Here is a 23,081-nt window from a genome sequence, read left to right on the forward strand (position 1 = left end):
CCTTCCTTACAGCCTTCGTCTAATCTATACTTTATTATTGTGCATGAAATTCTCTTCCATCATAAACAGCTGTGACATAGCCTGCACGAATGACAAAGTCTCCAAAATGCTCGCCCTCTAAACGCTCCTTGGCAAAATGCAGAAGAATTGGACGTAGCTCTGCTAAAATTTCCTCTTCGCCAATATTTTCACGATAGATTTTATTTAATCGGTTGCCTGTAAAACTTGCACCTAGATACATATTGTATTTTCCTGGTCCTTTACCAATAAAGCCGATTTCACCCATGGCTGCACGTGAACAGCCATTTGGACAGCCAGACATGCGAATAACAATTTCTGTTTCATTTAATCCCGCTTCATCGATAATGGCATCTATTTTTGTAATAAGAGATGGTAAATAGCGTTCTGCTTCTGCCATGGCTAAGCCACATGTCGGTAACGAGACACAGGCAATGGAATTACGACGTAAAGCAGAGTAATGCGCACCGTCTGTTAGTTTGTATTGTTCAATAAGTGTATTAATTTTTTTCTTTTTCTGAGGTGTTACATTGCTAATCATTAAGTTTTGATTCGGTGTTAAACGAAAATCGCCCGTATGCACCTTGGCTATTTCACGTAATCCTGTTAACAACTGATAATCTTCAAAGTCTTTTAAACGACCATTTTGAATAAATAACGTATAATGCCAATGACCATCTGTCCCTTTAATCCAGCCAAATTCATCACCTGTACGTTCAAATGTATAGGGACGAGCCTGCTGAATTTCCCAGCCTAGACGACGCGTTAATTCTTCTTGGAACCATTCAAGTCCTCTCGCATCGATTGTGTATTTAAAGCGTGCATTTTTACGGACAGAGCGATTCCCATAATCACGTTGGATCGTAATTATTTTTTCTGCAGTTTCCAGTAATTTATCTGGCGTTATAAAGCCAATTTCACGAGCAAGCTGTGGATAGGTTTCATGATCACCATGCGTCATGCCCATGCCTCCACCAACCGCTACATTAAAGCCAATAAGCTGATTATCTTCAACGATGGCAATCAGTCCAATATCTTGCGAAAAAACATCCACATCATTACTCGGTGGAATCGCAATCCCAATTTTAAATTTACGTGGCAAATATTGAGCTCCGTAAATCGGTTCAATTTCTACATCCTGACTATCTACTACCTTTTCTCCATCCAACCACAATTCATGATAAGCGCGTGTTCGTGGCAGTAAATGCTCACTTAGTTTAGCAGACCAATTATAAACCTCTTCATGTAATGCAGATTGATTGGGATTGACATTACACATCACATTACGGTTTACATCCCCACAGGCCGCAAGAGAATCCAATAGCACGTCATTGATTTCCTGCATATATTTTTTGACATTCCATTTTAAAATGCCATGTACTTGAAATGCTTGACGTGTTGTTAATTTTAAAGAGCCATTGCCATACTTTCTAGCCATTTCATCCATCACAAGCCATTGTGATGGTGTGGCTGCTCCACCTGGTGTTCGTACACGCACCATAAATTGATAAGCCGGTTCTAGCTTTTGTCGCTGACGTTCATTACGAAGATCTCGATCATCCTGTAAGTAACTACCATGGAATTTCATTAAGCGATTATCATCCTCTGGAATACCAGAGCTTAATGGATTATTCATGGTACGTTCGAGCGTTCCACGTAGGTAATTACTTTCGGTCTTAATACGCTCTACATCACTTGGTTTCCCAGGCTGTGGAGGTAAAACTATTTTTTCTGTCATTCTTTATCGCTCCTTTAATCCATTATATCTCAGTTTATGGCGCATATCTGAGGCTGCGCTTGCTAGCAAAGATATAAGCTCCTGAATAGGAAAGGTTTTCTACCACTTCTATGGGAATTTGTGCTGAATTCAATTAATAAACGTCACGTTGGTAGCGTTTTTGCTGTTTTAATTCATTCACATAGGCTTTTGCTTCCTCTAGTGTTTTCTGCCCTTGTTGCTCAATGATTCGATGAATACTTGCATCCACATCAGATGCCATTGATTTTTCGTCACCACATACATAAATGACTGCCCCCTGCTCTAGCCATTCATAAAAACTTGCCGCATTTTCTAGCAATTTATGTTGAACATAGACTTTTTTGTCGGTGTCACGTGAAAAGGCTACATGCATGTGACTTAACGTGCCATCAGCAAGCCAACGTTGCCAATCCGTTTGATAGAGGAAATCCGTAACAAAATGCTGATCACCAAAGATGAGCCATGCTTTCCCCTCAATCCCTAACTCTTCTCGCTCCTCTAGGAAAGCTCGATATGGTGCAACACCTGTGCCTGCACCAATCATAATAATTGGTGTTTCATTATTCTCTGGCAACCTGAAATTCGGGTTTTTATGAACATAGATTGGTAATGTATCACCAATTTGAATGCGTTCTGCCACACTTCCAGAGCAAACACCAAGACGTTGTCTACCAGCTGTCTCATAACTTACCTTACCAATCGTTAAATGAACCTCTTCGCTATTGGCCTTTTGGCTACTAGCAATAGAATAAAGTCGCGCTGGAATTTTACGTAGCAACTCTACAAACTGCTGTGCACTCCAAGTAAATGGTGTAAACGCCTCTACTAGATCCAGTAAGTCTCTTCCTTTTGCATAGTCCTTCCATGCATTTGGTTCTTCAAATAGCTTAGAAAATTCTTTATGCTCTGTATAAGCAGCAATTTTCTCGAGTAACGGCTTAGATAACACCGTAATTTCTAATTTTTTCTGTAGTGCATCTTTTATTGATATTATTTCATCAAAAACAGTCACTTCTGTCTCTGAATCGAATTGAAGTGCTGTCAGCAATGCATTGACTAATTGTTCATCGTTCTCGGGCAGAATACCAATGCTATCTCCAGGTTCAAATTGGAAATTAGCTCCCTCAATAGATAATTCAAGATGACGCGTCTCTTTGTTTGAGCCACGACCATTTAGGTTCATATTTTCAAGTACTTCAGCGTAAAATGGATTTTTTCTTGAATATGTAGATGCTTCAAGTACTTGCGCGCCTTCATTCTGTGCTGAAGTAGACGTTCCTGAAGTTGTCTGCTGAAGAAATTCCTGTTGAACCCCAGAGAACCACTGTGCAGCTGCGTCATCATAATCCACATCGCAATCAATTCGAGGAGCCATTCTTATTGCCCCTAATTTTGCAAATTGCTCATCGAAGTCCTTACCTGTCTTACAGAAAAATTCATAGGAGCTATCCCCTAAGGCAAGGACCGAATACTGTAGGTGCTCTAGTTTAGGCGCACGTTTGCTATGCAAAAATTCATAAAATTGTATCGCTTGATCTGGTGGATCTCCCTCTCCATGTGTACTCACAATAAGTAATAGATTGTTAATCTTTTTTAAATTACTTGCTTTAAATTTCCCTAATGATGAGACAGTTACATCTACCTGTTGTGCTTTTAAAGCTGCTGCATATTTTTCAGCTAACCCTTGACTATTGCCCGTTTGGGAACCATATAAAATTGTTATTGTTTTTGTAACAGGTTGGGCTGCTGGTGGTGCCTGTTCAACAATTGCTTCAAGAGTTGCTTGGGGTGCACTTAAGTAGCCGTTTAGCCAAATTTTTTGTTCAATGGTTAATTTAGGGAGAAGCTCGTTTAATAACTTCACCTGCTCTTCATTAAATGGACTGTTTATTACTTGCAATTTCAATCTTTGCCACCTCACGAATCATCATCATTTCATATTTTTAAAATTATCGAAGCCTTATTTTTTCCTTTTTTTCAATCTGAACCACGTAAGAATTTTGAACAATCAATGTAATTGATCCGTGGCTCACAGTATTTAACATTTGGCGGACATTATCTAATGCTAGATTTACATTTTCAGTCCTTTTATCTACCATTACGAAACACCTTCCTCTTTAAAATGTAGTAATTTATCAATACGTTCCACTAACACTTTTTTTACATTGGCGTCATAGCCTAAGCTTTCACATAACATGATGTTTTGGCTATCAAAGCCTTGTAATCGCTTGGCAATACTTTGTCTTAAAATGCCTGTAAATAATAAATATGGGACAATAAAAACTTGCTGTTGCTTTCCTTTATCTTGCTGTAGCCAGTCTTCAAAGGTTGGTCCCATTCCATATAAGAAGCATGTATCAACTGCTTTATAGTGATATTTAGCACGTAGCCTTTTGGCGATTTTCGCCAAATCCCTCTTGACGGCTGGATCACTACTCCCACGTCCGATGAGTAAAACACTTGCATTGCTGTTAGGTTGCTGTTTTTCTATTATTCTAGCTTGTAACGTGTCAATTAATCGTTCATGTATGCCAAGGGGCTCCCCATATGTAAACTTTACATATGGATATTGTTTTTGAGCTTTAGCCATTTCTTTTGGAATATCTTGCTTTGCGTGTTGAGCAGCTAGTAGTAGAATAGGCATCACGGCAATCGCTGTTGCCCCTTTTTGAATACAGCTAGCAATGCCTTCTGCAATAGTCGGTGTTGCAAGCTCCAAAAAGCATATTTCCTGAATGGCTACATCCACTTCTTTTTGAACACCTTGAAGAAAGGTTACGGCTTGCTCTACCCCTTCCTTAACACGACTGCCATGTGCAATATATAAAATAGCCTGCATGATTCCACAACCTTATCCCGTTATTTGGATTGGCTGCGCTGGGCTTTGCTCAAACCACTGAATGGTTTCTCTTAGGGTCACAACCTTCCCTACTAATATGATGCTAGGGTTTTGAATATTTTCTGTACGCACGATTTCCTCAATTGTAGCTAAAGTACCCGTAACAGTTCTTTGCTTAGTAGAAACTGTTCCCCAATGAATAACAGCCACAGGCGTTTGCTCATCACGACCATATTTGAGTAATTGTTGACGGATATACGGTAGATTACCAACCCCCATATAAATGGCAATCGTATCAATCCCTTTTGCAAGACTTTCCCAACGTATAGCATCTTCTTTCCCGTCCTGCATATGCCCAGTAACCATAGCAAAGCTTGAGCCTAAGTCACGATGTGTGACAGGAATACCTGCATATGCTGGGGCTGCTATACCTGACGTAATACCAGGTACAATTTCAAAGGGAATTTGATGCTTCGCTAACACATCTGCTTCCTCTGCCCCTCTTCCAAAAACAAATGGGTCTCCTCCTTTTAATCTTGTGACGACATATCCTTGCTGAGCATAATCAACAAGTGTTTGGTTAATTTGCTCCTGAATCATGGCATGCTGCTGTGGCAATTTCCCGCAAAAGATTAATTTAGCGTCTTTCTTGGCATAGGCTAATAGCTCTTTATTAATGAGTCTGTCGTATAAAATGACGTCTGCACATTCAATACAACGTAATCCTTTGATCGTAATGAGGTCAACATCTCCAGGACCTGCACCGACGATATAAACTTTCCCCATTCTATTTCACTCCTTCTATCAATTACACCTCATTGTTATGGCTTCCAGATTTTTTCGATTTTGCTCGAAAAGGCCCTCCCTATAGAAGCGAGATTCTTCTATACCCGACGCTTTGCTTTCGGTACAAAAAACATTTACTAAATAAAGATAAAGAAAAAAGGCCAATATTATCCTTAGGCACAAAAATGCCTATGAACAATAAAAGCCTCTAGTTTGCTAGTCAGCCACATATTTAATTCTTAGTAATATAATAAGAATAATAAATAATTTAGTATATTCTGTCAACACCAAATTTGCCACTTCGTAAGACACAATAAAAACCAGCTGCCGATTTCAAGACCGACAACTGGTTGATCAGTTTATGTGCTTACCATGGTCTACGATAGCGCGGACCTGGTCTAAAATTTGGACCCGGTGGATATGGTCGATAGTTTGGATAATATGGATTGTAAGGATATTGATTAAATTGAGAGCCAAGGAAACTGCCTAAAAACCCACCAAAAAACGGTGCGCCAAATGGCCAAATAAAGCCGCCAAATCCTCCGCCTGGATAACCTCCGAAATTGCGCATATGCTACCTCCCCTTTTTACTCTATCGTATGTAGGAAGATACATCTATCATATGTAGAATGCCTATTCTATCGGGATTAGTGCATAAATCACAAAAAATCAGCGAGAATAAACTCCCGCTGATTGATAAGCTTTATTATTTTTCTTCCCCTAAACGTTGGACAAAATTCGCAAGCGTACGTACCATAACTCCTGTACCACCTTTAGGTCCTAAATCATGAACAGCTACTGCATCAGATGTGCCAGCAATATCTAGGTGAATCCACGGTGTATCACCAACGAATTCGCCTACAAAGCCTCCGCCGAAAATCATATGTCCATCACGACCTGGAGAGTTATTTAAATCAGCTACATCTGATTTACGAATTCGTTTTTTATCATTCTCTGTTAAAGGCATACGCCAAACAAATTCATCTGTCTCTTTTGCGGCTTCCATAAATGCTTCAAAAAATGCATCATCATTTGCAAGAGCACCTGTTTTATCCATACCTAGCGCAGTAATAACGCCTCCAGTTAAAGTCGCAACATCGATCAGTGATGTAGCCCCTTGCTGTTTAGCATATGTAGTTGCATCTGCCAGAACTAAACGCCCTTCTGCATCCGTATTTAATACTTCTACCGTTTTCCCACTGTACGTCGTAATCACATCATCTGGTTTAAACGCTGTATCAGACACCATATTATCTGTAGAACCGATAACGGCTACAACATTTTTATTTGGACGTAATTCACCGATAATTTTCATCGCACCAAGCACAGCAGCAGCGCCACCCATATCACCCTTCATACCAACCATGGAATCCTTTGGTTTTAAAGAATAGCCGCCTGTATCATACGTTACACCCTTACCAACAAGGCCAATCGGATCTTCAAAATCTTCAGTCGCTTTATATTTTAAGGTAATTAATCGTGGTTCTTCATAAGAGCCTTGGTTAACACTTAAAATACCACCCATACCTAGTTCCTCTAATTGGGCTTTATCTAAAATTTCTACTTCTAAATCATATTCCACAGCTAGAGATTGTGCATAATTAGCTAAATCCGTTGCTGTTAGTAGATTTGGCGGTAAATTAATTAAGCTACGAGCTTCATTGACAGCATCTGCATAAATTACACCTACTTCAAAGCTTGCCACCACTTCATCTAAATCCTCTGCTGTTGTCACAAGATGAACCGCATCAATACGTTTATCTACCTCGTTCGAAGTAGTTTTGTAATGTGGAACAGCATAATAGCCAAGGCCAATTCCTTCACCCGCTAAAAATGCTACATCTGCTGTTGAAATTGACTCTGTTGTAAATGATTCAACCCAAATGGAATACTCTTTCACTTTTAAAGATCTTAATTCTTTCCCTACTAAACCAAATGCTGTGCGAATATCACCTTCTGTTAGGTTTTTACGCTCATCCAAGCCTACAAATATAATACGTTTGAGGTTGGCATGGTCTTTCACAAATGGTAATTTTGTTAGTTTCTTTAATTCAGTTGAGACGTCCCCACCACTAATCCAAGTATCAATGGCCTCACCGTAAAATGATGAAAAGCTTGCCCAGTCCTGCATTTGTTCACGATGTTTTGTGACTCCCACCACTAATAGTTCAGTAGAAATCGTTTCAAATGTTTTTGCTTCTTTTACAATATGCATGTAAATTCCTCCATTCCATATACTATTATAACGAAGTTTCTGAAAAGCGCGTAATATTTGCCTATATCTTCTTTTAGAAAATAATGAATGTTATAATAAAAGCAATTATTTGCGAAGGTTGTGATGAAATTGAGTTTACTCCAAAATACCCCATTACTAATTGCCCTCTTTGCGGTTCTCTTTGCGCAGTTTGTTAAAATCCCCATCCATTTTTTAATGACCAGACAAGTAAAATGGGGCCTTTTTACCTCAACGGGCGGAATGCCTAGTTCTCACTCCGCTTCTGTCACTGGACTGGCAACCTCTATTGCCTATGAGACGGGTTTGGAATCCCCCATTTTTGCGGTAGCCGCTATGTTTTCCATTATCGTTATGTACGATGCCAGTGGTGTTCGTTACCAGGCAGGGCAGCATGCAGCGATATTAAATCAACTGCGTAAGGATTTCCAAACATTGCTCCATGATTTAAAAAAATGGCCACAGATGGATGGGCAAGAGAAAATGGAGGAATTAAAAACATTATTAGGCCATAAACGAAGTGAGGTATTTTTTGGGGCTCTCACGGGTATTTTTATCGCCATCATAACCTACGAGTTTTTCATCTAACAGACATAAACACATCCTCTAGAAGGAGGTTGTGTTTTTTTGTATAAAAAAAGTATTCTTCCTTCAATTGAAAGAAGAATACTAAGCACGTTAGAACATTCGATATCCACTTTTTCGTAAATAAATCATGACGATACCCGCCACAATAGAACCCGCAAAGCCACCTGATAAAATAGCAATATCTACAAATTGAAGTGCCTGTAATTTATCGATTAATGCTGGGAAGGCAGAGCCTGGCTTAAAAATATAATCTAAGAAGCTTACTTCATCTACAATAAAGATGACAACAATTGGATACACAATTGCCATTAACCATGTCATACGTAACAGCATATTTAACAAGAATCCGATACCAAAGAACATGACGAAAAATAACAATATAGAAATGATTAACTGTACTAATGAAACTGGACCATCCATGTATGTATAACCTCCGTTTTCCTCTCATTAGTTTACATGATTACGACACCGCTTTCAATGAACATATCCTTGTTTTCGCTTGTTCGTCATATTTCAGAAAATCATTAATCGATCATCTGCAATTGATCTTTAAATTTAGGGATATTTGCTTTCTTCGCGGGTATTTGCCCTCCTTCCGCGGGTATTCGCTTCTCCTTCGCGGGTATTCTCCCTCCTTCCGCGGGTATTCACTTCTCCTTCGCGGGTATTCTCTATTTTCAAGTTAAATAAATGCTTTTTTCATCAAAAAAACTATTGAAGACAAGTGCTTATCTTCAATAGTTTCTACTATTTTATGAGGTTGATTGGGCTAATAAAAACTTCGGTAATCTCCAAAGCTGTGCCCATTTTTTAAATGCTATCAGCACAATTAATAAGCCAAGCATTAGCATGAAAAAGTTTGACTTATCTTGAAGCGTTTACTTAAACCACCTGTAATAAAGCCCGCAAGAATCGATGAAACACCACAGGCTATTGCTGTAAAACCGCCGAGTGTGATGCGATGAATACCTGCAATAATACCTACACACACCAACAAGTGGTCCGCCAAAAATCCCTGCTATGGCCACACTGATTAACCTTGTATTGGCAATCGCCTCTTCTGCATTGATTGTACTATGTATCATCTGATTTAAAGGATGGATGGTCCCACTTTCAATTTTAATCCCTGTATAGCTGCTGATAATACATAGGCTACTAAAAATAATAATGAGCCATATTTTCTCTTTCATTCCTTGCTCCTGAAACAGCTTTTCTCGAAAGAGTCGCCATCTTGACATTAAAAAGGCAAACACAATAATCAGCCCAACTCGCTCTAACATAAATAAAAATAGCTCCATCAAAGGTCACCTCCTAAAGTCATATCATTTTTTAAAGAATAAACGATAAGAGGTATAGCCAAAAATATCACCTGGATTAATCCCTTCTATCGCTTCTAATTGATGTCTTTCAAATTGATTGGATGCCATTTCCTTTAACATCACTGATGTTGATTCATCTTGGGCTAGCTCCTGAGGATACAACCATTTGGCTTCTAAAATTTCTTTTTCTTGAATACATACCTGCTGCTGCTCATCTAGCATACGACAATAAAAAATGGCCATATTATCACTGATGTCATCACGGATGACACCTGTTCTAAATCCAATTAAGCCCGAGACTCTACAATCGATGCCTGTTTCTTCTTTGATTTCACGAATGACCGCCTCATCCACCGTTTCACCTGCATTAACAAATCCTGCTGGTAATGACCAACGCCCCTTCAAGCCGCTGTAAGCCTTTTTCACAACCAACCATTGCCCAAGCCCATTAACCGTAACTCCTGATACGCCTAACCATATTTTCCCTCGATCTTTTTTCATAACCCTCACCTCTATCTACCTATTATACCTGCTTGCTTTCACTGGAATGAAGCATTTATTCAGAATTTTACAGCTAATCGACAGTGAAAATGCTTCTTTCATTCAACCACTCAATGAAAGAAGCATTTGTAGACTGCAATTTCATCAAATACTGTTATAAAAAGTTGTTGGGAATTCCATTAAAATAGATGAATTTTAAAATAGTTTCTATCAAACAAAAAATAAAAAGAAAAAAGCTCCTTTCATTCATCATGTTTTGCAACATCATCAATCAAAGAAGCCTATTATTGTTAGCCCATTATTCGAATGGAATTTATTTAATTTTATTCACAAACCTCAGGCGTACCTTCACGTTTTGCTGTTTTGAATGAAGTACCGCAGCCACATGATGCAATGGCATTTGGATTATCGATGGTGAAGCCACCGCCCATTAGCGATTGTTTATAGTCAATTTTTGTTCCCATCAAAATCGGCGCATCTTCACGGGAAACAAGAATTGTTAAACCATGCTGTACATCTTCAAAGTCATCATCTTTTTTCTCTTTATCAAAATGCATGCCGTAGGATAGCCCGCTACAGCCACCACCATTCACCACTACACGTAAAAAAGAACCTTGTTCTTCATTATGCTTCATCATTTCATTAATATGAAAGCCAGCAGCTTGTGTTACTTCAATTACTTGCTTTGTACTTGTCATCCCAATCACCTTCCTTCTTACGTATTATCATAACAATTTTGACCATTGTATGACAAACATTCAGCTTCAAGTCGATTTTAAGTCATAATTCTAATATTTTTCACATTAATAGTATTTTTTATTCATGTTAATAAAAGCATCATTGGTATAATAGTTACAACGAATTCTTGGCAGGGGGTAATATATATGGAGATTTCACCATATTATGAAAAAAAAATTCAATGTTTAAATTGCAAAAAAGAATTTCCAACGCTAAAAGTCCGCTCAAAATTTATTAAAGTAGATCATACAGAAACGGATTTTCAACCTATTTATGCAGATGAAGTGAATGCTCTCTATTATAATGTTTTTGTTTGTGAGCATTGCGGCTTTTCCTTTACAGAAGACTTTACAAAATATTTTGCGCCAGGTATTCAAGATAATATTCGCACACAAATTACAGAAAAATGGGTACATCATGATTTCAAGGGTGAACGTACTGTATTTCAGGCGATCCAAGCCTATAAATTAGCTTTTCTTTGTGGCACAATTAAAAAGGAAAAAAATGTAGCGATTGCTGGATTAACTTTACGTCTTGCATGGCTCTATCGTTCTTTGAACAATAGTGGACAAGAGGAACGCTTTATGAAATTAGCACGTGATTATTATATGGAATCTTATTCTACCGAGGATTACAGTTCTACACAAATGTCAGCTGTCCGAATTATGTATATGATTGCTGAATTATCTAGACGCATTGGAGATATTGAAAATGCGACACGCTTCTTTTCTAGAGTCATTGAAAAACAAAGTGTCGGTGGCGAGGCAAAAATTATAGATATGGCGAAAGAACAGTGGGCCATTATTCGTGAAGAAAAAGAACATGCACGTCATGTATAGGTAAATAAAAAAGTTCTAGCTTGGAAATCAGCTAGAACTTTTTACAAAGGCTTAGAATACTTGCTCTACTTCCACAATACCTGGTACTTCTTCTAATAATGCTCGTTCAATACCAGCTTTTAGTGTAATCGTAGAACTTGGGCAACTGCCACAAGCACCTAACAAACGTAATTTCACAACGCCATCCTCAACATCTACTAATTCACAGTCTCCACCGTCACGTAGTAAGAATGGACGTAATTTATCTAATACCTCTTGAACTTGGTCGTTAATTGTTGCTTCTGCCATTTATCTCGACTCCTTTCCTTATAATGATTATAATGTTAGCAACAGAAAAAATCCAATATTGAATCACAAGGAGAGAAAATACTATGCTATCAACAAAACCTATGATTGAAATTTATGGAACAGCTGTCATCTGTGCCAGCTGTGTCAATGCCCCATCTTCAAAGGATACATATGAATGGCTACAAGCAGCCATCAATCGCAAATATCCAGATCACGCATACGATATTCGCTATATTGATATTGAAGGTCCAATTGAGAATGAACGCGATCAAGAGTATGCGACACGTATTCAAGAAGATGAATTTTTCTACCCTCTTGTCCTCATTAACAATGAGGTTGTTGGGGAAGGCTACGTGCAATTAAAGCCTGTATTTACAGCGCTTGAAAATTTAGGTTTTGTCCCAGACGAAACGGTATAACAAAGACAAAGGGATTGTTTCAAAATGATGTTGAAACAATCCCTTTCAGCTAATTAATCATTTTGACGTTTGTAATACCACAATAATCCTGATTTCATTAAGCGAGCGATACGTCCAGTTACTGTTGTATCAGCTAAGTACACAAAGCCTTGTTTTTTACCAAGAGCCCCCATGAAGCCTTTTAATTTAATATCTGGCATCTTCTCTGGTAAATGTTCACCTTTCCAACGCATACGAAGTACTTTCACGATTTGCTCCGCTTGTTCCTCCGCTAACTGTGCTGTTGGAGCTAAATCTGATGAAGCACAATCCCCTACAACATAGACATGTTCATCATCAAGTACATTAAAATACTGTGTGACAAGTGGACGGTCATGTTTATCTTTCTCGACATCCATATCACGAACGATTTTGACTGGCTGTACACCCGCAGTCCATACAACCGCATCGAGTAAAATTTCATCATCATGATTAAAAATTTTACCTGGCTCTACTTTTGTAATATTGGAATTGGCAACGACATCAACATTATGCTTAACAAACCAATCCTTTACATACTTACTTAATTTTTCTGGAAAATCTTTTAGAATACGTTGACCACGGTCAAATAGCTTTATTTTTAAATCTGATCGACTTTCACGTAGCTCACTTGCAAGCTCAATTCCACTTAAGCCAGCCCCTATAATTCCAACTGTAGATCCGGCTGGTAAACCACAAAGTGCTTGGAATGTTGCACGTGATTTGCCCATTGTTTGAATGCTGTACGTGTGCTCTTCCGCACCTGGTACACCATGATATTTATCTTCACAGCCAAGCCCAATGACTAAATCATCATATTCTATACGTTGTCCGTCTTCAAGAATGACTACTTTTTCCGCACGATTAATTTCAACGACTTCTCCATATACGGCTGTTAAACGTTCATGCTCTGGGAAGCTTACACGAATTTCTTTATCTGTTGCAGTCCCTGCCGCCAATGCATAAAACTCTGTTTTTAAACTATGGAAAGGGGCTCTATCTACTATAACTACCTCTCTGTCTAACGGTAGGCTGTTTAATAGACGAAGCATGACACGCATATTGCCGTAGCCGCCACCTAAAAGTACTAATTTTCCCATAATAGTCTCCTTTTATATCTCTTTTAATAATTGTTCACAAAGTATCCACAAACGAGTATAACCGATTGTGAGAAGTTTCACAATATCAGAATGAAAATTTGTGAAAGATTTCACAAAACAAACGAGAACTTGTTCATTTCAATTGATTTTTAAGCCATTAATAACGAATTCCCTTTATCTTTTATAAAAAAACGTTTCTTTTCCCTTAAACGTAAATAATTGACGAAAATCGTAAAACCGAGTAGCATTACTTTGGTGAGGTGACATGGATGAATCCAATGGTTGAATTTTGTATAAGTAATTTAGCAAATGGCTCTCAAGCAACTTATGAAGTACTCGAACGCGATCCAAACATCGACGTTTTGGAATATGGCTGCCTCAGTTATTGTACAAAGTGCTCAGAATCCTTTTATGCAATAGTAAACGGTGAATTAGTAGAAGCTGATTCTCCTGATGAATTAACGAAAGCCATTTATCAATTTATTGAAGAAAATCCATTATGGTAGTTTTCTAAAATGCCTATATGAATAAATTTGAACAAATAAAAAGGATGTTATGCTAAAAATCAGCATAAACATCCTTTTATTACTTTAATACGTCCACTACATATGTAGGTTGGCATTCTTTTTCGAGGACAATCTTTGTAGGCGTAACACCAGTATTCACATGAATAGTGTCACAGCCAAAACGAATGCCGCACATAATGTCCGTATCATAATTATCTCCGATCATTACCATGTCTTCTTTCGCAATCCCATGTTCGGTAGCAATCACTTCCAGCATGGCTGGCGATGGCTTACCAATATAGATTGGTTCAACATCTGCAACCTCTCCTACCAAGCGAGCAAAAGAACCATTGCCCGGTAAGAAACCGTATTCTGTTGGGAATTTAATATCCTGATTCGTGGCAATAAAGGTCGCTCCTTGCTGGACAAAAACCGTTGCCCTGGCAAGTGCCATATAATCAAGCGTACGATCAATCCCCATGACAAATACATCCGGCTCCTCCTCAACAGGTACAATATTTTCATTGAGTAATGCCTGACGAATACCATCTGTACCCATCATCGCTACTTTTTTGCCTGTGAAATGTAGGGCCACATACTTTGCGGTTACCAATGCACTTGAATAAATATGATCTAATGGGGCGTTCACACCAATAGAAAGTAAAGCTTCTTGCAGTTGTTCTCGCGTCTTCGATGAATTATTCGTTACATAGAATGGCTCAATTCCTGCTTGCTGTAAACGATGAATAAAAGCAACCGCAGAAGGAATACCTTCCTTCCCACGGTAGACAGTGCCATCTAAATCAAAGCAATAGGCCTTATATTGTTTCATTGATGGTCCTCTGGCAAAAATGCAGAAACAGGTCCTAATTCATTTGTTAAATAATGATGAACTGCTGGCGAGAACTGCTTTAAAGGTGTTAAATTGGCTGTTAGAACATGGATAACCTCTTGGATATCTACCTCTATAAACTCACGCACAAGCATTTTACGCAAGCCAACAACTGCTTTGTATGGTGCTTCCATTTCAGCAGCTACAACTTTCTCATCGACTAAAATATCAATAATATCCTCGTAGCTTCCAGGATCACGCATAATGAAACCGTCAATCATTAAATTTCCTACATCCATCATTGACTCCATAATGTTGTGTCCAATTCGCTCGATCGCTAATTTCTTTATATCATTCTGAAGCCAATTATCTTCTGTCTCCAAAATAGTTAATAGCTCATCTAAGTACTGTAAATTTTTTGTGATTTTATTACGATCTACAAAATACACAAGGAAAGCCCCCATTCAAAATCTTTAAAAGTTGATAGTCTTTTCTCTTCTATAGTACCATAACTATAGGATTGGAAGGAGATTAAAAGATGGAACGTTTTTTTTTATATGATGATGTAGAAGATACAAAAACACGATTTGTTAGTTTTGCTGGACAAAAGTTGCGTTATGATTTAGCTATATTACAATCTGGCCGCTTCTTTGGAAAAGTGCTTGTCATGGATATCCAGTTTGGCCGATTTGCTATTATTGGTCCTGATGATGTAGAAGAGCCTGGTTACTTAGAACATGTGTACAATCGCACAGAAGAAGAAACAATCGAATTACGAGAATATTTACGTGAATTATTGAACTAACACCCATTTTATTGGGTGTTTTTTATATGGCATAAAAAAATTCCGCTAGCCATAGGCAGTTGCGAAATCTTTTTATGAATTGTTATTTATTTAAAGTGGATGGATTATCTTTATTATGAGGCTTGTCTTTATTTTCATTATCATTTTGCTTTTTCGCTTGTTGATTTTGACCAATCACAGCTAAATCATCTACACTAATATCAAAACCATATCCATATTCCTCTCGATCTAATGGCTTTTTATTGCGCTTTTCTTTTGCCAACATCATCACCTCCACTCATAAATTATCCCTTTTTAAATAATTTATACTTCCTTTTTTGCAGTACTTTTAAGCTGTTGCATCCTTAATAATCCACTGGGCAGCGCTTATTAAATCTGGAAAGACAGCATCTGCTAAAGGGTCTTGTTGCCCTAAGAATACGCCCTTTGTTCCTGCCTGTTTTCCTGCAATAATATCCGTATCCGTATCGCCTACCATATAGGATTTTGCTAAATCAATGTTATATTTCTTTCCTAAATCCACAATTAATTTGCTATTGGGCTTTCGGCATGCACAGCCCGACTTAGGCTTATGGGGACAATAAACAACTTCATGGATGGTTGCCCCTTTTTTCTTTAGCTCCTTCACCATATGCTCATGAATTTTCTGTAAACCCGTTTCCTTCATGAAACCTAAACCGACACCACCTTGATTTGTCACGACAAACACATAATCGAAATGCTTATTTAGCTTCCTAATTGCCTCAGGCACTTGTGGTAAAAAATACAAATCCTTAGGCTTATTCACAAACTTCACACGATTCGTTAGTACTTCATTGATGACACCATCACGATCTAAAAATACGGCTCTTTTCATTTGCAACACACCTTCAATAAGCTGTTTTGTGCTTAAGTTTTCCCCAATTACGCAAAAGCTAACAATGACGAAGAAAAAACCTGATGCCTATCACATCAGGTTTTTTCGTATAATAATTTATTCTGCTAAAGGTTCATGGTCTGTTGGCTTTGTTACTTCACTCATATCCACTACTTCCGGCTGTTTCATGACTTTTCCTATTTTACGTAACACAAAATAAGCACAGCCAAAATTGCAATATTCGTATAGATAATCTTGAAGCGTACTTATTTTCGTATCAAAAGTGGATTTTTGATTTTTATCATCAAAAAAGCCCTTTAAACGTAATTGATTATAGCCCCAATCACCTACAATATAATCGTATCTAGCTAAGATATCTGAGTACCTTTCCTGAAAAACTTCCTCCTGAAAGGCCTCTCGATAATCTTCTAATAGTTCATATTCTAATTCTTCAACTATGATCAAAGTGACACCACCCTTTTCGTTCAGCCTTGACGTTTACACTTCTGCTTGTAATTGACGTTCTTTCGTTGCAGCATTTACTTGTTCATCTGCATGATAACTACTACGTACAAGTGGGCCAGCCTCACAATGTTTGAAGCCTTTCTCCATCGCAATCTTACGCAGTTTACCAAATTCTATTGGTGAATAGTATTTTTTAACTGGTAAATGCTTTTTCGTTGGCTGTAAATATTGACCAATCGTCATAATATCTACGTTATTCGCACGTAAATCGTCCATTACTTCTAATATTTCTTCATGTGTTTCGCCTAATCCAATCATTAATGATGATTTCGTTGGAATTTCAGGTTGCATCTCTTTGGCTAAACGCAGGAACTCTAGAGAGCGGTCGTATTTGGCACGAGCACGCACTCTTGGTGTTAAACGGCGTACCGTTTCAATATTATGATTTAAAATATCTGGTTTTGCATCCATTAACATTTGAAGGTTCTCCTTCATTCCACCTAAATCTGATGGCAATACTTCAACAGATGTGAAAGGACTTTTACGTCGAATAGCACGTACTGTTTCTGCTAAAACTTGGGCACCGCCATCCTTTAAATCGTCTCGCGCTACCATTGTAATAACAACGTGCTTTAAATTCATAATGGCTACTGAATCAGCAACGCGCTCAGGTTCTGCCAAATCTAGTTCATTTGGTAAACCTGTTTTCACTGCACAGAAACGACAAGCACGTGTACAAACGGAACCAAGAATCATCATGGTAGCAGTACGTCTCTCTCCCCAGCATTCATGGATATTTGGACAACGAGCTTCTTCACATACTGTATGCAGATTTTTCTCACGCATCAGCTTTTTAAGCCCTTTATATTCATCATTCGTGTTTAGTTTTATTTTTAGCCAGTCTGGCTTTCTTACATGTTCTTCTTTACTTGTAGGTTTACAAGATGTCATACGAATATCGCCCCTATCAAAAATATGCATTTTTTAATATTAACTATCTTCACTGTTGTCAATGTAACATATTCAAGGCACTCCAACAACTATCACAACAAACATTTCTACTTATAAGGGACAGGTATTTCTATGGAAGGCTGAGGCGCGTCACTACTATTGGTATAAATGTTTGGAACTGGTCCCCTTGTTAGGCCCATCGCTACAGGGATATCCTGCGCAACGGTTGAAGATTTACTAGCAAATGGGACAATAATCTGGACATTTACCTCTAAATGAATCCCTACCTCCACATAAGCACTGTTGATCCCAAATTCTTGAATGGAGGATGTCACATTACTATGAACATTACCAATCACATGGAAGCGAATCGGGATCTTTGGCCCTAAATTTCCAAGCAAAGGAATATTAGCTGCTTGACCAAGCGGTACAAAAAAGACAATGCCATCACCATCTTGAATTCTGTTAATATCATATTCAACATTATCTAATTCAGGTAAATGGGCTAGTTCTCCTTGTTCAGCTTGCTCCAAATACATTTTAACAAGCTCTAATGTCTCTGCTCGAACACGATTAATGATTTCTGTATTAAACTTAGTCGTCATCATTTCAGACGTACCTGGAGGAATATCTTCAATGATATCATTTACATCTAATACATTTGAGGTGCGCGAATTAATCGCCTTACTCACAACGTAAGATGCAATCTTCGTAGTTTGTACTTCAGCATATTGCAAATAGGTTGGCATGAGCCGTTCATTTAAATAATAAATAAATAATATAAGGCAAACAACCACACTAACAATTAAAATCGTTAATTTATTAAGACGCATTCCCCTTCTACCATATGAGCGTAATTTCATTCTTTTTCGAGGGAAAAACAAAAAAATCTCCTCCTGTTCCATAACGTATGAACAGGAGGAGCAATTTATTCTACTTTAGCGGGAACCACATAATCGGTCTCAACATTTTCAATTGTCACACCAGGATAATCCACTAAATTCATTTCATATGTAGCTGCGAGCAATTGATCTTGTTCTTCAAAAATACGAATCCACGGTAATGCCGCATCCAATGTGTTTTGTCTAGATACAATACCACGGCGTCCATCAGATAATTTTAAAATAACACCGTTTGGATAATGGACGACAGCTCTTTTTAAAGCTTTTACAATCCTTGCATCATAAAGAGTACCAGAGCCAGCTTCAACAATAGCAAGCCCTTGTGAAGGTAGCATCTTCTCACGGTAAACACGATTTGTCGTAACAGCGTCAAAAACATCTGCAACCCCAATAATCTTGGCAAATGGATGAATTTCAAAGTCAACAAGTCCTCTTGGGTAGCCGCTTCCATCAATACGCTCATGATGTTGGAAAGCACAGTGCGCCACAAGCAGAGAGATTGAATGTAAATTCCGCAATAAATCAAAGCCATAACGAGCATGCATTTTCATCGTTTCAAACTCATCATTCGTTAAACGTCCTGGCTTTGTTAAAATATCTTTTGGTACCATGAGTTTACCAACATCATGCAATAATGCACCGATCCCGATTAAGCGAAGATCCTCAGCAGAATATCCAAGCTCTTTGGCAATTGCAATAGAATACAAAGTCACTTGGAAGGAGTGTTGATATAAATATTCATCAAATAAATAAGCATCTGTTAAAATCGTTAAAATTTCATTATTTCCAGTAACTGCGGAAAGTAGTTCATCTACAATTGAGACAATTGTCTTTGATTGCTGATCTAATATATAAGAAGCATTTACTGGATTTAAACCATCAATGGATTGGAATGAATCTTTTATCGTTTTGATTACTTTATTTCGCATAGCAGGTGGTACAGTCTCTTCTACTTCTATACCTTCAGAAATCTCATCGTCAATATATAAATAATGTGTATTTAACTGTTGAAGTCTTTGAATAATACGGTCATTAATGACAACATCTTTCTTTAAAAGCGGATGACCTGCCTCATTCCAAATGGTTCTTCCTAATACCATTCCTTCTTTTAATACATCGATTGAAATTAATCGCATGACTTCTTCCCCATTCCATTCTTTAAACTCTCTCTATTGTTTAAAGAATCTTTGACCATAATCTATCATAATGTTTCGTAAAAATTCAGGTAAAATATATTGTTTTTTTGCATATTTAAAACTTGGATAAAAATAACCAAATGTAAACAGATCCAATGTGACCAGTTTATAAATGTGATCTGGATCTGCTAGCTTACCATTAATCAATAATTGGCGATTTTCATTCATGGAAAATCCATATGTCAATATTTTCCCAAAAATGATGCCTCTAAACCCTAGTCCTTTTAATTCGATATAGGGCCACTCTTCATTTTTAGATTGCATATATATTTCTTTCATTTCAGCAACAGATAATTCAATTGTACATAAATTAATTGGATGAGGAAAAATTCGGTGCAAATCTAGGGCAGTCACTGTTCCCTTAGGAAGCCCATCTAAAAATATCCCTGCATTGAATAATGCACAGTCGGCACCGCTTTTTTCCAAAATTGCATGTGCAAATAAATCAGATAGCTGTGAATAATGGAACCATTCCTTGTTGTAGGCTTTCTTTGTTGTAAAAACTGGAGTATCCAATATTCTGTTTCCTTCATCCTCCAAAAACTGCACCATTTCCTGTTCATTTTTAACAATTGGCAAATCCTTATTATGAATTAAAGTATCCTTTTTTTCAACAATTTTCCTCAATTTTTTATCATATTCTATGACAAGATGTCCAGTATATTGTCCAAACTTTCCTCCACCAGTCAGTAAAACACCATTAATGATTTTGCCATCTGGCAGGACATGATGTGTATGAGAGCCGAATATAACATCAATTTCTGGACATTCTTCCGCTAAGAGCTCATCCTCGGTAATACCTAAATGGGATAAGCATACTACAATGTCTACTTCTTCACGTAGTTGATGAGCTAGACGGAGCAATGTACTGCGAGCCTCGTCCATGTGCCAGTTTAATTCTTCATAATACACTTCAAACATGGCAGTGGCAGCAATGACACCCAACTTCGTACCTGTTGCTGTTGTTATTATTACAAAAGGTTTCATCCATGCTGGTTTCTTCCCGTCAGAGGCATATACATTTGCCACAACGACATCAAAATCTGCATGATCATACAAGTGAAAGAGCTCTTCATGAGACAATGTAATGCCTTCATTGTTACCGATTGTCACAACATCGTAACCCGCCTCGTTGAGCAATTGCACATTGCCTTTTCCAACTGTTGCTTCTGTATAAATATTGGAACGATCTAAATGATCTCCAACATCAAACAAAAAGCTTGTTTCCCCTATATTTGCCAGATTATTTCTTATCTCTTTCACATAGCTTTGCATTCGTGGCCAATACTTAAAATGACTATGCAAATCATTTGTGTGAAAAATATGGATTTTTTCAAGCATTAAAGCCACCTCACTTCAAATATTAAGCTAATATGCCTTCTATAATAGAACGAATTCCTAATAATAATAGAATAATCCGTAATGCCAGTACAAGTGTATCGGATTTAATTCTTTTATTTAACGCTGCACCGAGTTTTGCTCCAATATAAGCTCCTGGAATAACAGGAATAGTATAGAGCCATGGGACATGACCGAAATAAACATGACTTGCAGAATTAACGATGGACGTTAAAAACACCATAAACATGGACGTTGCCACTGCGACATGTGGTGGAAATAAAAACAGAATAATCATTGCTGGCACAATCATGGAGCCGCCACCAATACCAAACAGCCCAGAAGCAAAGCCAATACCAAATGTTATTGTAATGGCAAACCAAATGGGATAGCCATATACATAGGTTTTCCCCTCAGAGTCAGTAAATTCTTGTTGCATACCATTTTTTACAAACCATTTTACAGGCTTCAGTTTGTCACGGACAAGCAAAATAATCGATAAAATAATAAGCAATATACCAAAGTATAAATTGAAGGATGGTAAATCTAATCCTTTATTGACCCAAGCGCCAAGGATTGTTCCTGGAATACTTCCAATAAAGAATATAAAACCACTTTTATAATCCACCGTTTTAGCTTTCATATAGCTTAGCGTGGAGGCAAGTCCCGTGAAAATCATCATCACAACTGATAAACCAACTACTTTTTGTGGTGTAATATCTGGTATCATTCCTAGATTTAAGCCGATGTATAATGTGGCTGGTACTAAAACAATTCCACCACCTAGTCCAACTAATGAGCCAAGTAGACCAGCAAACAATGCAATGATGACTAATAAAATAAACTCCATTATAGTTCCCCTTCAAACATGTTTAATTGTTTAGGTGCCAACCCAACATCGTTAATATTCAACATAACTTGTAACTCCTTTGCATTTTTCGCTGCATGGTTACCTGAATTATTATTAAATAATACGAAGAGTTCATTGACCTCTGGTTCAAGCTTTTTCATCCTATGCCCAAGCTGCTGTAATTCTTCTCTATTATAATCATATAAGAAGCGAACTTTACGCCAATTTTCTGCATTTCCTGTGTTCCGCCAGCCATGTATATTGCGACCATGGATACGGATCAACGCTTTATTAGCAGTCACTACAGGATAGAAAGGAACAGATCCTACACCAGCCTGTGGTTCGTCACAAATCGTATGGATAAATTGATGTTCTCGTAAAAAATCCATCGTCTGCTGGACAACATTTTCTGCATACCATGTTTGATTTCGAAACTCAATCGCCACTTCAAAATCCTTGAGCTGTTGCCGGATATACAATAAATATTTCACATTTTTCCCTTGGCAATCAAACCATGGTGGAAATTGTGCTAATATCATGGCTAGCTTTCCATAACGTTTAAATTCATTGGCACATTCAATAAAAGCATTGAACATATCATTTTTTGATTCAAAAGGAATCTCTCCACGTAAATGCCCCGTCATGCCTTGGTAAGCCTTGACAACAAAACGGAAATTTTCAGGTGTATCCTCACACCATTTTCGAACATGCTCTTTGGCTGGTATGGCATAAAAAGAAGTATCGACTTCGACAGTTAAAAAATGACCAGTATAATCAAATAATTTATCCTTTGAGGTAGTCACTCCACTATAAAGTGAAGGGTGATCGCCCCAACCAGTTAATCCAACTACAATCATGTGACATCCTCCTCTATGTACATAATCATAGCACACAGTATGTCACTACAAATAAACATCATGTAAAAAATATAGCTT

At 37.8% G+C, this 23,081-nt stretch carries 29 protein-coding genes and 1 pseudogene; 5 read left to right on the top strand and 25 right to left on the bottom strand.

Features of this window, described 5'->3' with window-relative positions; translation table 11 throughout:
- Positions 1 to 34: 34 nt before the first annotated feature.
- The 7 genes from cysI to MHB40_RS19660 all read right to left on the bottom strand — a co-directional run bounded on the left by cysI (position 35) and on the right by MHB40_RS19660 (position 7,617).
- Complete coding sequence (gene cysI, locus MHB40_RS19630; protein ID WP_342441384.1) at positions 35 to 1,756, bottom strand: assimilatory sulfite reductase (NADPH) hemoprotein subunit; 1,722 nt, start codon at positions 1,754 to 1,756, stop codon at positions 35 to 37.
- Between the two features lie 133 nt (positions 1,757 to 1,889).
- A complete protein-coding gene (locus tag MHB40_RS19635; protein WP_342441385.1) occupies positions 1,890 to 3,683 on the bottom strand; it encodes an assimilatory sulfite reductase (NADPH) flavoprotein subunit in 1,794 nt (597 codons plus the stop codon).
- 43 nt (positions 3,684 to 3,726) lie between these two features.
- On the bottom strand, positions 3,727 to 3,876 hold the full coding sequence (locus MHB40_RS19640) for a YezD family protein (protein WP_205445216.1): 150 nt from the start codon (positions 3,874 to 3,876) through the stop codon (positions 3,727 to 3,729).
- Positions 3,876 to 4,616 (bottom strand): sirohydrochlorin chelatase, encoded by a 741-nt coding sequence (locus MHB40_RS19645; protein ID WP_342441386.1) that lies wholly within the window; start codon positions 4,614 to 4,616, stop codon positions 3,876 to 3,878. The genes MHB40_RS19640 and MHB40_RS19645 overlap by 1 nt, the downstream gene beginning before the upstream one ends.
- Positions 4,617 to 4,628: 12 nt before the next feature.
- Positions 4,629 to 5,402 (bottom strand): uroporphyrinogen-III C-methyltransferase, encoded by a 774-nt coding sequence (gene cobA / locus MHB40_RS19650; protein ID WP_342441387.1) that lies wholly within the window; start codon positions 5,400 to 5,402, stop codon positions 4,629 to 4,631.
- Positions 5,403 to 5,769: 367 nt separating this feature from the next.
- Positions 5,770 to 5,973 carry a uroporphyrin-III methyltransferase gene (locus MHB40_RS19655; RefSeq protein ID WP_205445221.1) on the bottom strand — a complete coding sequence of 68 codons (204 nt, stop codon included), beginning with the start codon at positions 5,971 to 5,973 and terminating at the stop codon, positions 5,770 to 5,772.
- 135 nt (positions 5,974 to 6,108) lie between these two features.
- Positions 6,109 to 7,617: a leucyl aminopeptidase gene (locus MHB40_RS19660; protein ID WP_342533233.1), complete on the bottom strand. Its 1,509-nt coding sequence runs from the start codon at positions 7,615 to 7,617 to the stop codon at positions 6,109 to 6,111.
- A 123-nt stretch (positions 7,618 to 7,740) separates the two neighbouring features.
- Here MHB40_RS19660 and MHB40_RS19665 point away from each other — a divergent pair, with 123 nt between their 5' ends.
- On the top strand, positions 7,741 to 8,223 hold the full coding sequence (locus MHB40_RS19665; RefSeq protein WP_342534803.1) for a divergent PAP2 family protein: 483 nt from the start codon (positions 7,741 to 7,743) through the stop codon (positions 8,221 to 8,223).
- 90 nt (positions 8,224 to 8,313) lie between these two features.
- Here MHB40_RS19665 and MHB40_RS19670 read toward each other — a convergent pair whose 3' ends face one another.
- From MHB40_RS19670 to MHB40_RS19690, 5 genes and pseudogenes are all read right to left on the bottom strand, one after another.
- The gene (locus tag MHB40_RS19670) at positions 8,314 to 8,643 is read right to left on the bottom strand and encodes a YuiB family protein (protein WP_004228336.1); all 330 of its coding nucleotides are present in this window, start codon (positions 8,641 to 8,643) and stop codon (positions 8,314 to 8,316) included.
- Between the two features lie 424 nt (positions 8,644 to 9,067).
- Entirely contained in the window at positions 9,068 to 9,214 is a 147-nt protein-coding gene (locus MHB40_RS19675; RefSeq protein WP_342441390.1) for a LytS/YhcK type 5TM receptor domain-containing protein, read from the bottom strand.
- A gap of 52 nt (positions 9,215 to 9,266) precedes the next feature.
- Positions 9,267 to 9,521: pseudogene (locus MHB40_RS19680) on the bottom strand (LytS/YhcK type 5TM receptor domain-containing protein); the annotation flags it as partial.
- Positions 9,522 to 9,545: 24 nt separating this feature from the next.
- Positions 9,546 to 10,043, bottom strand: a complete 498-nt coding sequence (locus MHB40_RS19685) for an NUDIX hydrolase (RefSeq protein WP_342441391.1) — start codon at positions 10,041 to 10,043, stop codon at positions 9,546 to 9,548.
- Between the two features lie 323 nt (positions 10,044 to 10,366).
- A complete protein-coding gene (locus tag MHB40_RS19690; RefSeq protein WP_342441415.1) occupies positions 10,367 to 10,741 on the bottom strand; it encodes an iron-sulfur cluster assembly accessory protein in 375 nt (124 codons plus the stop codon).
- A 186-nt stretch (positions 10,742 to 10,927) separates the two neighbouring features.
- Between MHB40_RS19690 and MHB40_RS19695 the strand changes: the two genes are divergently transcribed.
- Positions 10,928 to 11,620, top strand: coding sequence for a DUF2225 domain-containing protein (locus MHB40_RS19695; protein WP_205445248.1), 693 nt, complete (start codon positions 10,928 to 10,930; stop codon positions 11,618 to 11,620).
- A 51-nt stretch (positions 11,621 to 11,671) separates the two neighbouring features.
- Here the strand turns inward: MHB40_RS19695 and MHB40_RS19700 are convergent, their stop codons facing one another.
- A complete protein-coding gene (locus MHB40_RS19700) occupies positions 11,672 to 11,908 on the bottom strand; it encodes a NifU family protein (protein ID WP_004228295.1) in 237 nt (78 codons plus the stop codon).
- An 83-nt stretch (positions 11,909 to 11,991) separates the two neighbouring features.
- Here MHB40_RS19700 and MHB40_RS19705 point away from each other — a divergent pair, with 83 nt between their 5' ends.
- On the top strand, positions 11,992 to 12,327 hold the full coding sequence (locus tag MHB40_RS19705) for a YuzD family protein (protein ID WP_205445250.1): 336 nt from the start codon (positions 11,992 to 11,994) through the stop codon (positions 12,325 to 12,327).
- A 53-nt stretch (positions 12,328 to 12,380) separates the two neighbouring features.
- On the opposite strand, the gene MHB40_RS19710 is transcribed toward MHB40_RS19705, so the two are convergent.
- A complete protein-coding gene (locus MHB40_RS19710; protein ID WP_205445252.1) occupies positions 12,381 to 13,445 on the bottom strand; it encodes an NAD(P)/FAD-dependent oxidoreductase in 1,065 nt (354 codons plus the stop codon).
- A gap of 269 nt (positions 13,446 to 13,714) precedes the next feature.
- Here MHB40_RS19710 and MHB40_RS19715 point away from each other — a divergent pair, with 269 nt between their 5' ends.
- A complete protein-coding gene (locus MHB40_RS19715) occupies positions 13,715 to 13,951 on the top strand; it encodes a YuzB family protein (protein WP_004228286.1) in 237 nt (78 codons plus the stop codon).
- A 79-nt stretch (positions 13,952 to 14,030) separates the two neighbouring features.
- Here MHB40_RS19715 and MHB40_RS19720 read toward each other — a convergent pair whose 3' ends face one another.
- Entirely contained in the window at positions 14,031 to 14,783 is a 753-nt protein-coding gene (locus tag MHB40_RS19720; protein ID WP_342533234.1) for a TIGR01457 family HAD-type hydrolase, read from the bottom strand.
- Complete coding sequence (locus MHB40_RS19725) at positions 14,780 to 15,232, bottom strand: DUF86 domain-containing protein (RefSeq protein ID WP_205445255.1); 453 nt, start codon at positions 15,230 to 15,232, stop codon at positions 14,780 to 14,782. Before MHB40_RS19725 ends, MHB40_RS19720 begins: the two co-directional genes overlap by 4 nt.
- Positions 15,233 to 15,321: 89 nt before the next feature.
- On the opposite strand from MHB40_RS19725, the gene MHB40_RS19730 reads away from it, so the two are divergent.
- A complete protein-coding gene (locus tag MHB40_RS19730) occupies positions 15,322 to 15,588 on the top strand; it encodes a DUF3055 domain-containing protein (RefSeq protein ID WP_009371988.1) in 267 nt (88 codons plus the stop codon).
- Positions 15,589 to 15,670: 82 nt separating this feature from the next.
- Here the strand turns inward: MHB40_RS19730 and MHB40_RS19735 are convergent, their stop codons facing one another.
- The 9 genes from MHB40_RS19735 to MHB40_RS19775 form a co-directional block, all read right to left on the bottom strand.
- On the bottom strand, positions 15,671 to 15,856 hold the full coding sequence (locus MHB40_RS19735; protein ID WP_342533235.1) for a hypothetical protein: 186 nt from the start codon (positions 15,854 to 15,856) through the stop codon (positions 15,671 to 15,673).
- A 60-nt stretch (positions 15,857 to 15,916) separates the two neighbouring features.
- Positions 15,917 to 16,444 (bottom strand): HAD family hydrolase, encoded by a 528-nt coding sequence (locus MHB40_RS19740; protein WP_205445258.1) that lies wholly within the window; start codon positions 16,442 to 16,444, stop codon positions 15,917 to 15,919.
- 117 nt (positions 16,445 to 16,561) lie between these two features.
- Complete coding sequence (locus MHB40_RS19745; protein WP_342533236.1) at positions 16,562 to 16,909, bottom strand: YutD family protein; 348 nt, start codon at positions 16,907 to 16,909, stop codon at positions 16,562 to 16,564.
- A gap of 33 nt (positions 16,910 to 16,942) precedes the next feature.
- Complete coding sequence (gene lipA / locus MHB40_RS19750; RefSeq protein ID WP_205445262.1) at positions 16,943 to 17,860, bottom strand: lipoyl synthase; 918 nt, start codon at positions 17,858 to 17,860, stop codon at positions 16,943 to 16,945.
- A gap of 107 nt (positions 17,861 to 17,967) precedes the next feature.
- Positions 17,968 to 18,765 carry a sporulation protein YunB gene (yunB, locus tag MHB40_RS19755; protein ID WP_205445264.1) on the bottom strand — a complete coding sequence of 266 codons (798 nt, stop codon included), beginning with the start codon at positions 18,763 to 18,765 and terminating at the stop codon, positions 17,968 to 17,970.
- 23 nt (positions 18,766 to 18,788) lie between these two features.
- On the bottom strand, positions 18,789 to 19,898 hold the full coding sequence (locus MHB40_RS19760) for an HD-GYP domain-containing protein (RefSeq protein ID WP_342441418.1): 1,110 nt from the start codon (positions 19,896 to 19,898) through the stop codon (positions 18,789 to 18,791).
- Positions 19,899 to 19,931: 33 nt separating this feature from the next.
- A complete protein-coding gene (locus MHB40_RS19765; protein WP_342533237.1) occupies positions 19,932 to 21,299 on the bottom strand; it encodes a bifunctional UDP-sugar hydrolase/5'-nucleotidase in 1,368 nt (455 codons plus the stop codon).
- 22 nt (positions 21,300 to 21,321) lie between these two features.
- On the bottom strand, positions 21,322 to 22,146 hold the full coding sequence (locus MHB40_RS19770; protein ID WP_342533238.1) for a sulfite exporter TauE/SafE family protein: 825 nt from the start codon (positions 22,144 to 22,146) through the stop codon (positions 21,322 to 21,324).
- A complete protein-coding gene (locus tag MHB40_RS19775) occupies positions 22,146 to 23,003 on the bottom strand; it encodes a DUF72 domain-containing protein (RefSeq protein ID WP_205445271.1) in 858 nt (285 codons plus the stop codon). The genes MHB40_RS19770 and MHB40_RS19775 overlap by 1 nt, the downstream gene beginning before the upstream one ends.
- Positions 23,004 to 23,081 lie beyond the last annotated feature (78 nt).

The organism is Lysinibacillus sp. FSL K6-0057 (genome assembly GCF_038630885.1).
Classification (GTDB): domain Bacteria; phylum Bacillota; class Bacilli; order Bacillales_A; family Planococcaceae; genus Lysinibacillus; species Lysinibacillus fusiformis_F.

What these genes read in the sequence shown, in the direction of transcription:
- cysI (WP_342441384.1), bottom strand. Translation starts at nt 1,756, where the DNA reads ATGACAGAAAAAATAGTTTTACCTCCACAGCCTGGGAAACCAAGTGAT.
- MHB40_RS19640 (WP_205445216.1), bottom strand. Translation starts at nt 3,876, where the DNA reads ATGGTAGATAAAAGGACTGAAAATGTAAATCTAGCATTAGATAATGTC.
- MHB40_RS19645 (WP_342441386.1), bottom strand. Translation starts at nt 4,616, where the DNA reads ATGCAGGCTATTTTATATATTGCACATGGCAGTCGTGTTAAGGAAGGG.
- cobA (WP_342441387.1), bottom strand. Translation starts at nt 5,402, where the DNA reads ATGGGGAAAGTTTATATCGTCGGTGCAGGTCCTGGAGATGTTGACCTC.
- MHB40_RS19655 (WP_205445221.1), bottom strand. Translation starts at nt 5,973, where the DNA reads ATGCGCAATTTCGGAGGTTATCCAGGCGGAGGATTTGGCGGCTTTATT.
- MHB40_RS19660 (WP_342533233.1), bottom strand. Translation starts at nt 7,617, where the DNA reads ATGCATATTGTAAAAGAAGCAAAAACATTTGAAACGATTTCTACTGAA.
- MHB40_RS19665 (WP_342534803.1), top strand. Translation starts at nt 7,741, where the DNA reads ATGAAATTGAGTTTACTCCAAAATACCCCATTACTAATTGCCCTCTTT.
- MHB40_RS19670 (WP_004228336.1), bottom strand. Translation starts at nt 8,643, where the DNA reads ATGGATGGTCCAGTTTCATTAGTACAGTTAATCATTTCTATATTGTTA.
- MHB40_RS19685 (WP_342441391.1), bottom strand. Translation starts at nt 10,043, where the DNA reads ATGAAAAAAGATCGAGGGAAAATATGGTTAGGCGTATCAGGAGTTACG.
- MHB40_RS19690 (WP_342441415.1), bottom strand. Translation starts at nt 10,741, where the DNA reads ATGACAAGTACAAAGCAAGTAATTGAAGTAACACAAGCTGCTGGCTTT.
- MHB40_RS19695 (WP_205445248.1), top strand. Translation starts at nt 10,928, where the DNA reads ATGGAGATTTCACCATATTATGAAAAAAAAATTCAATGTTTAAATTGC.
- MHB40_RS19700 (WP_004228295.1), bottom strand. Translation starts at nt 11,908, where the DNA reads ATGGCAGAAGCAACAATTAACGACCAAGTTCAAGAGGTATTAGATAAA.
- MHB40_RS19705 (WP_205445250.1), top strand. Translation starts at nt 11,992, where the DNA reads ATGCTATCAACAAAACCTATGATTGAAATTTATGGAACAGCTGTCATC.
- MHB40_RS19710 (WP_205445252.1), bottom strand. Translation starts at nt 13,445, where the DNA reads ATGGGAAAATTAGTACTTTTAGGTGGCGGCTACGGCAATATGCGTGTC.
- MHB40_RS19715 (WP_004228286.1), top strand. Translation starts at nt 13,715, where the DNA reads ATGAATCCAATGGTTGAATTTTGTATAAGTAATTTAGCAAATGGCTCT.
- MHB40_RS19720 (WP_342533234.1), bottom strand. Translation starts at nt 14,783, where the DNA reads ATGAAACAATATAAGGCCTATTGCTTTGATTTAGATGGCACTGTCTAC.
- MHB40_RS19730 (WP_009371988.1), top strand. Translation starts at nt 15,322, where the DNA reads ATGGAACGTTTTTTTTTATATGATGATGTAGAAGATACAAAAACACGA.
- MHB40_RS19735 (WP_342533235.1), bottom strand. Translation starts at nt 15,856, where the DNA reads ATGATGTTGGCAAAAGAAAAGCGCAATAAAAAGCCATTAGATCGAGAG.
- MHB40_RS19740 (WP_205445258.1), bottom strand. Translation starts at nt 16,444, where the DNA reads ATGAAAAGAGCCGTATTTTTAGATCGTGATGGTGTCATCAATGAAGTA.
- lipA (WP_205445262.1), bottom strand. Translation starts at nt 17,860, where the DNA reads ATGACATCTTGTAAACCTACAAGTAAAGAAGAACATGTAAGAAAGCCA.
- yunB (WP_205445264.1), bottom strand. Translation starts at nt 18,765, where the DNA reads ATGGAACAGGAGGAGATTTTTTTGTTTTTCCCTCGAAAAAGAATGAAA.
- MHB40_RS19760 (WP_342441418.1), bottom strand. Translation starts at nt 19,898, where the DNA reads ATGCGATTAATTTCAATCGATGTATTAAAAGAAGGAATGGTATTAGGA.
- MHB40_RS19765 (WP_342533237.1), bottom strand. Translation starts at nt 21,299, where the DNA reads ATGCTTGAAAAAATCCATATTTTTCACACAAATGATTTGCATAGTCAT.
- MHB40_RS19770 (WP_342533238.1), bottom strand. Translation starts at nt 22,146, where the DNA reads ATGGAGTTTATTTTATTAGTCATCATTGCATTGTTTGCTGGTCTACTT.
- MHB40_RS19775 (WP_205445271.1), bottom strand. Translation starts at nt 23,003, where the DNA reads ATGATTGTAGTTGGATTAACTGGTTGGGGCGATCACCCTTCACTTTAT.